This is a genomic window from Micromonospora orduensis (genome assembly GCF_006228125.1).
Taxonomy (GTDB): Bacteria; Actinomycetota; Actinomycetes; order Mycobacteriales; family Micromonosporaceae; genus Micromonospora; species Micromonospora orduensis.
This window is the reverse complement of record NZ_VDFY01000111.1, coordinates 34,442-40,587: the sequence shown is the minus strand read 5'-3', so window position 1 is coordinate 40,587 and position 6,146 is coordinate 34,442. Positions and strand designations below refer to the sequence as shown.

Below are 6,146 nucleotides of genomic sequence, written 5' to 3'. Positions count from 1 at the left end.
CGTACGTCTCCAGCCACCGCAACGCCGCGCGGGCCGCGGGCTCGAGGTCCTGGACAGTCTGCGTGTCACCGGTCCACCGTTCGTACTCGTCTAGGACGATCAGGAACAGCGGCGTCGTGTCAGCGGCGCCGAAGTACGGGGACTGCGGACGTTCGCCGAAATGGGCACGCTCCCCGTTGCGCAGTTCGTGCAGGATCTTGCCTGGTTCGGCATCGCGGTGGTCGTCCTCATGGATCGCCTGCCGCTCGGCGAGGGCCCGCAAAGTCGTATAGGCAAGTTCGGGGTGGAACGGCAGCATCTGATAGCTGACTAGGAGGCTATCGCGGCCGAACACCGCCATGAACCAGGGCAGCCCGGCGGCGGGCAGAGAGGCTTTGTCTCCAGGGAATGGGTAGAACCTCAGCGCGGCGAGGTCGAGAAGACTGCGGTGGTAAATGTGCAGCAAGTCGTCCCAATCCGTGTCCAAGATGGGTGACGCGTCCAGCCATTCCCGAATCGTGCAAGGCATGTCCGGGCAGCGGTGGTGGCGCTCTAACGCCACGTCCACTTCCACCCCGACCCGGATGTTGATGTCGACGTCCCACTCTTGCGCAGGTGGTAGCTCATGTCGGAAGGTGAGCGATTCTTCGGTAACGAACGCGCCGGGGGCGTCGATGTGCGTTTCCCGGCAGAAGTCGGCGCGGCTGTAGCCCAACGTGATCCCGCCGTCGCGCCGATGGCGGTACAGATGGCCGGTTTTTGACATCTGGTCCTTGACGTCGAAGATGTCGGCGAAGTCGGCGTCGAATATCATCGTGAGTTCGAACGCGACCGGCGTGTTGCCGAAGTTGTGGACCGTGATGCGCTCGTGCATGCCAGTCGCCACGGCACGGCGGCGGGTGACCGACAGCGAGGGGTTTCGGTAGATCGTTCCGGTCGGCTCGATCAGAAAGAAAACAACTTCGTCGTACTCGAGGTTGTCCGCGCTCAGCGCCTCCAGTTGGTGGCCGTTGAGGCGCAGCTGCCATCGCGATAAGTGCCGCATGTCGCGATAGAACAGCCCGTCGGGGACGTTAGCGGCCGGGTTGATGTCACCCTGCCGGTCGCTTACAACGAAGGCGTCTCCCTGCAGGATATTGATCTGGTCGAGCCGCACGCTGCCCCTCCGCTCTGGCTACACGAGCCGCCGCCGCTGGCCAGTTCGGTGCCTGTGGGGTGGTGGTTACCCTTCTAGGTGTGGTTACACCACGGCTTCCGTATCGGAGTGTTAGCCGGATACGGGACAACCTGCCCACCGCCAGCGTCGGCCCTTCCGAAGGGGCGGCAAGTGAGGGTGGCGAGGTCGTCGGCCACCACGGTCGCTTCGACCTGCGCGCACAGCACACCGACCTTGACCTGTGCATACGCGGGGCTTGACGCGGCGGTCGGCGCCGAGGGCGCTATCGCCGGATCATCACCGCCGGGGTCGCGACCCGGCCCGGCCGCCGCGTACGGCCCGCAAGAACACCACGGCCCAGCGCCGCACCCAGCGGCGGGCCTCGGCGTTCCACCGCGCGTGCTCGTACAGCCGGTTGAGGTCGGGCCCCGAGCCGGGCACCTCCGGGGCGCACCGCGCCCACGTCCGGGCCTCGGCGTCCCAGCGGACATGCCAGCCGAACTCGCGGGCCTCGCGGTGGCCCGGCCAGCCGCCGGTCCACGTCGACGCGCCGCAGTCGTGGCCCGCGGTGTCGGCCAGGGCCCGGCAGTACATGCGCTTCAAGCCGCGCATCAGGCACTCGGCCACGTCGCAGTCGTCCGCGTGCATCTCGCCAATGGTCACCTGGCAGGCGGGGCAGGTGCCGCGCAGCAGGTCGTGGTCCACGGGTTCCTCCGCGCCCGCGCTTACGGTCTGCTTCGGGTCGTCGCCGCGCGGCTAGGATGGCGGCCGTGCAGTTCGGGGTGCTCGGGCCGCTCGCCGTGACCACGGACGCCGGCGAGCCGGTGGTGGTGCCCGGCACGAAGGTACGGGCGTTGCTGGCCGACCTGTTGGCCAACCGCAATCAGGTGGTCTCGGCGGACCGCCTCATCGACGACCTGTGGGGTGACGACGGCCCCACCAACCCCGCCGGCGCCCTCCAGGTGCGGGTGTCGCAGCTGCGCAAAGCGCTCAACGATGCCGAGCCCGGCGCCCGCGAGTTGGTCGAGTCCCGGCCACCCGGCTACCTGCTGCGGGTCGACGCGGTCGACGTCGGCCGCTTCGACGAGCTGGCCCGCTGCGCCGACGTCGAGCGGCTGACCGAGGCCCTCGCGTTGTGGCGCGGCGAGGCGTACGCCGACGTGGCCGACGCCGAGTTCGTGCGGGCCGAGGCGGGCCGCCTCACCGAGCAGCGCCTCGTCGTGCAGGAGCGGCTGGCGCAGGCCCGGCTGGCCCGGGGTGAGCACGACCTGGTGGCCGCGGACCTGGCCGAGTTGGTCGCCAGGCATCCACTGCGCGAGGGCCTGCGGGCGGTGCAGCTGCGCGCTTTGTACGCGGCCGGCCGTCAGTCCGAGGCGTTGGAGAGCTACGCCGAGCTGCGAGCCCGGCTCGCCGAGGAGCTGGGCCTCGACCCCGGCCCGGAGCTGGTCGCCCTGCACCGCAGGATCCTCGAACAGGACGCCGGCCTGAACGCCCCGCCGAAGGCGGCGATCATCCGGAACAACCTGCCGGCCCCGCTCGACGAGTTGATCGGGCGGGCCGAGGCGCTGGCCGAGGTAGGGGGCCTGCTGCCCCGGCAGCGGCTGGTCACGCTGGTCGGGCCGGGTGGCGTCGGCAAGACCCGGCTGGCCACCGAGACGGCCCGCGCGGCGTCCTATCCGGACGGGGTACGGCTGGTCGAGCTGGCCCCGCTCCCGGCCGGTGACGAGCACGTCGCCGAACAGGTGCTCGGCGCTCTGGGCGCCCACGAGGCCGCCGGAACGACCCTCTCCCCCGCCGACCGGGTGGTCACGGCCCTGCGGCACCGGCAACTGCTGCTCCTGCTGGACAACTGCGAACACGTCATCGAACCGGTCGCCGAGCTGGTCGCCCGGCTGCTGCGCGACGTGCCCGGGGTGAGCGTGCTGGCCACCAGCAGAGAGCCACTCGGGCTGACCGGTGAGCTGCTCTGGGAGGTACCCCCACTGCCGGTGCCGGACGACGGTGACCTGGACGCGGCCCGGCGCTCGGCGGCAGCCCGGTTGTTCGTCGCCCGCGCCGCCGCGCAGCAACGCGGTTTCCGCCTCGACGGGCAGACCGCGACCGCGGTGGCCCAGCTGTGCCGCCGCCTCGACGGTCTGCCGCTGGCGTTGGAGCTGGCCGCGACCCGGGTCCGCGCGCTGGGCGTACGCGGGGTGGTGGACCGGCTCGACGACCGGTTCCGGCTGCTCACCACCGCGCAGCGGGACGTGCCGCCCCGGCAGCGGACGCTCACCGCGGTGATCGGCTGGAGCTGGGACCTCCTGGACGAGTCCGACCGGGTGGTACTCGCCCAACTGGCGGTGTTCCCGGACGGGTGCACCCCGGAGGCCGCCGAACACGTCTGCCGCACCGACCTGGACGCCCTCGCCCGGCTGGTGGACCGGTCGCTGGTGGTGCTCGACGACTCCGGCGCGGCCCCCCGCTACCGGCTGCTCGAATCGGTGGCCGCGTTCTGCCTGGAACGCCTCACCGACGCCGACGAGGTACGCGGGCGGCACGCCACCTACTACACCGAGCTGGCCGAGCGCGCCGACCCCGGGCTGCGCGGGTCCGACCAGCAGCGGTGGCTGGCGCTGCTCGACACCGAACTGGCGAACCTGCGGTCGGCGCTGACGCACGGTGGCGGGCTGCGCCTGGCGGTCGCGCTGAGCTGGTACTGGTTCCTGCGCGGCCGGCTCACCGAGGCACGGCGGGCACTGGCCGTGCCCGGCGACCCGGAGCAGGAGGCCCGCGCGGCCCCCTGGCGGGTCGGCTTCGCCCTGTCCCAGGGTGAGGTGATCGCACCGGACGACGTGCGCGCCGCGGTGGCCGCCGACCCGGACAGCCACGCCGCGTGGTTCGCGGCCAACGCGGTGATCGAACACGGCGACCTGGCCCTGGTGTCGGAGCTGCTGCCCACCGCCGCCGCCGACTCGTGGACCGAGGCCGCGGTGCTCACCTCCCTGGCCCACATCGCACACGCCAACGGTGACCAGGCCACCCTGGAGCGCACCGCGACCCGCAGCGCCGCGCTCTTCGCCGACCTCGGTGACCGGTGGGGTCGGCTCCGGGCGACCGAGTGGGTGGGCGGGCTGGCCGACATGCGCGGCGAGCACGAGCGCGCCGCCGCATTGCACCGGGAGGGGCTGCGCTGGGCCGAGGAGTTGGCGCTGTGGCCGCAGGTCTGCGCCGAGCTGTCCTGGCTGGCCTGGCTCGCCGTGCAGACCCGCGACTACGCCCAGGCTCGGGAACTGGCCGAGCGCGCGTATGACCTGGCGGTGGAGCAGGGCTCGCCCGGTGCGCTGATCTTCGCGGAGATGAGCCTCGGGCTGGCGGCCCGCCGCGACGGCAAGCTCGACCTGGCCGTCACCCACCTCAGCCGCCTCTCCGACCTGGGCCGGGGAGAGAGCCAACCCGCCCTCTACCTGCCGATGGTGCTGGTGGAGTTGGGCTACGCGGTCGAGCAGGGCGGCGACCCGGACGCCGCGTTGGCCCTGCACATCGAGGCGTTCGAGGCCGCCGAGGCGATGGCGACGATGCGCGACGCGATCGGCCCCCTGGAGGGGATGGCGGCGGCGGTGCGCTCCCCCGAGGTCGCCGCCCGGCTGCTGGGCGCCGCAGCCGCCGCCCGGCTCGGCACGCAGTCCCCCGCCGCGCCTGCCGAACGCGACGACACCGACCGGGTGACCGCACGACTGCGGGCCGAACTCGGGCCGGAACGCTTCGACGCGCTGCTCGCCGAGGGCGCGCAGCTGAGCCCGGGCGAGGCCCGGGCCCAGCTCTGACCGGTGCTTCAGGGGGTCACCTTGGGCTGGTACGAGGCTACGATCAGGCCGCTCTTGTGCACCCGGGTGTCGACCAGGTCGAACGACGCCTTGACGTCGGCCAGCGGCGCGGTGAGGCTGGGGCCGCCCTCCAGCACCGGGTGGATCCAGAACCGGACCTCGTCCACCAGCCCGGCCCGGATCAGCTGGGCGGTGACCGAGCCGAAGCCGTACTGGATGATGTTCTTTCCCTGCTGCGCCTTGAGCGCGGTGACCGCCTCGACCAGATCGCCCTGGAGCACCTCCGTGTTGTTCCAGGTGGGGTTGGTCAGGGTGGTCGAGGCGACGTACTTCTTGACGTTGTTGAAGTACGCGGCGCCCGTGGTCGGGTCGCTCTCGTCCATGTTCGGCCAGGCGGCGGACATGCCGTCGTAGGTGGCCCGGCCCATCAGCATCGCGTCGGCCTCCTCGGTCTGCGCCCCGGCGAGACTGGCGGCCTCCTCGTCGAAGTACGGCGCGGTCCACATCGGGTTGTCGATGACGCCGTCGAGGGTGATGTAGGTCGAGTTGACGAGCTTGCGCATCGGGATCTCCTGGGTGTGTGTCGTGTGCTCCGGTGACACCCAGAACTCTGCCGGTACCCGCTTACGATTCGCTTCAGGCGCCCTTACCCGCGCCCTCGGCCGTGCCCGGCGCCGGGTCGGTCAGCGGGATCGGCAGCGCCTGCGGGGTCACCGTGCCGCCGCCGGTCGAGTGGGCCGGGGCGGGGCGGTCACCGACGCGGCTGTGCAGACGCCCGCGCCCGGCCGGACCGGCCCGCCGGGTCACCTCGACGGTCACCATCCGCACCGGCGGTGGCGGCGCGGTGAAACGCCCGACGCCCCATCGCACCCAGATCGGGATCCGGCCGGCGTCCGCCTCCGCGCGCAACTTCTGCACCGTACGGGCCCGGTCGGTGTGGTCGACCTCCACCACGACGGGCGGACCGTCGGGGCGGGCACACGCCACGTCGAGCACCGAGTGCCGCTGCTCCAGCGGCGGTGGCAACGGCAACACGCTGGGTGCGCGCCGGTAGACCCGCCAGCCCTGGGCCTCTGCCCACCGCACCACCGAGTCGATCACCCGCGCGGTGACCTCATCGGTGTCCAGGTCGACGAAGGTCACCTCGGCCAGCCAGCGACTCAGGTCCGCGGCCAACCGCTCGCCCTGCGCCGCGACCTCCACCGGCG

Annotated in this window: 5 protein-coding genes; 1 reads left to right on the top strand and 4 read right to left on the bottom strand. The window is 72.1% G+C overall.

Annotation, left to right across the window (positions count from 1 at the left end):
* Together FHG89_RS07815 and FHG89_RS07810 are read right to left on the bottom strand one after the other, a co-directional pair.
* On the bottom strand, positions 1-1,135 hold a 1,135-nt coding region (locus tag FHG89_RS07815; protein WP_280116054.1), incomplete at its 3' end, for an amylo-alpha-1,6-glucosidase.
* Between the two features lie 297 nt (positions 1,136-1,432).
* Entirely contained in the window at positions 1,433-1,840 is a 408-nt protein-coding gene (locus tag FHG89_RS07810) for a hypothetical protein (protein WP_139583688.1), read from the bottom strand.
* Between the two features lie 65 nt (positions 1,841-1,905).
* Between FHG89_RS07810 and FHG89_RS07805 the strand changes: the two genes are divergently transcribed.
* A complete protein-coding gene (locus tag FHG89_RS07805) occupies positions 1,906-4,938 on the top strand; it encodes an AfsR/SARP family transcriptional regulator (protein WP_139583687.1) in 3,033 nt (1,010 codons plus the stop codon).
* Between the two features lie 8 nt (positions 4,939-4,946).
* On the opposite strand, the gene FHG89_RS07800 is transcribed toward FHG89_RS07805, so the two are convergent.
* A complete protein-coding gene (locus FHG89_RS07800) occupies positions 4,947-5,501 on the bottom strand; it encodes a dihydrofolate reductase family protein (RefSeq protein ID WP_139583686.1) in 555 nt (184 codons plus the stop codon).
* 73 nt (positions 5,502-5,574) lie between these two features.
* Positions 5,575-6,141 (bottom strand): hypothetical protein, encoded by a 567-nt coding sequence (locus tag FHG89_RS07795; protein ID WP_244295238.1) that lies wholly within the window; start codon positions 6,139-6,141, stop codon positions 5,575-5,577.
* Positions 6,142-6,146 lie beyond the last annotated feature (5 nt).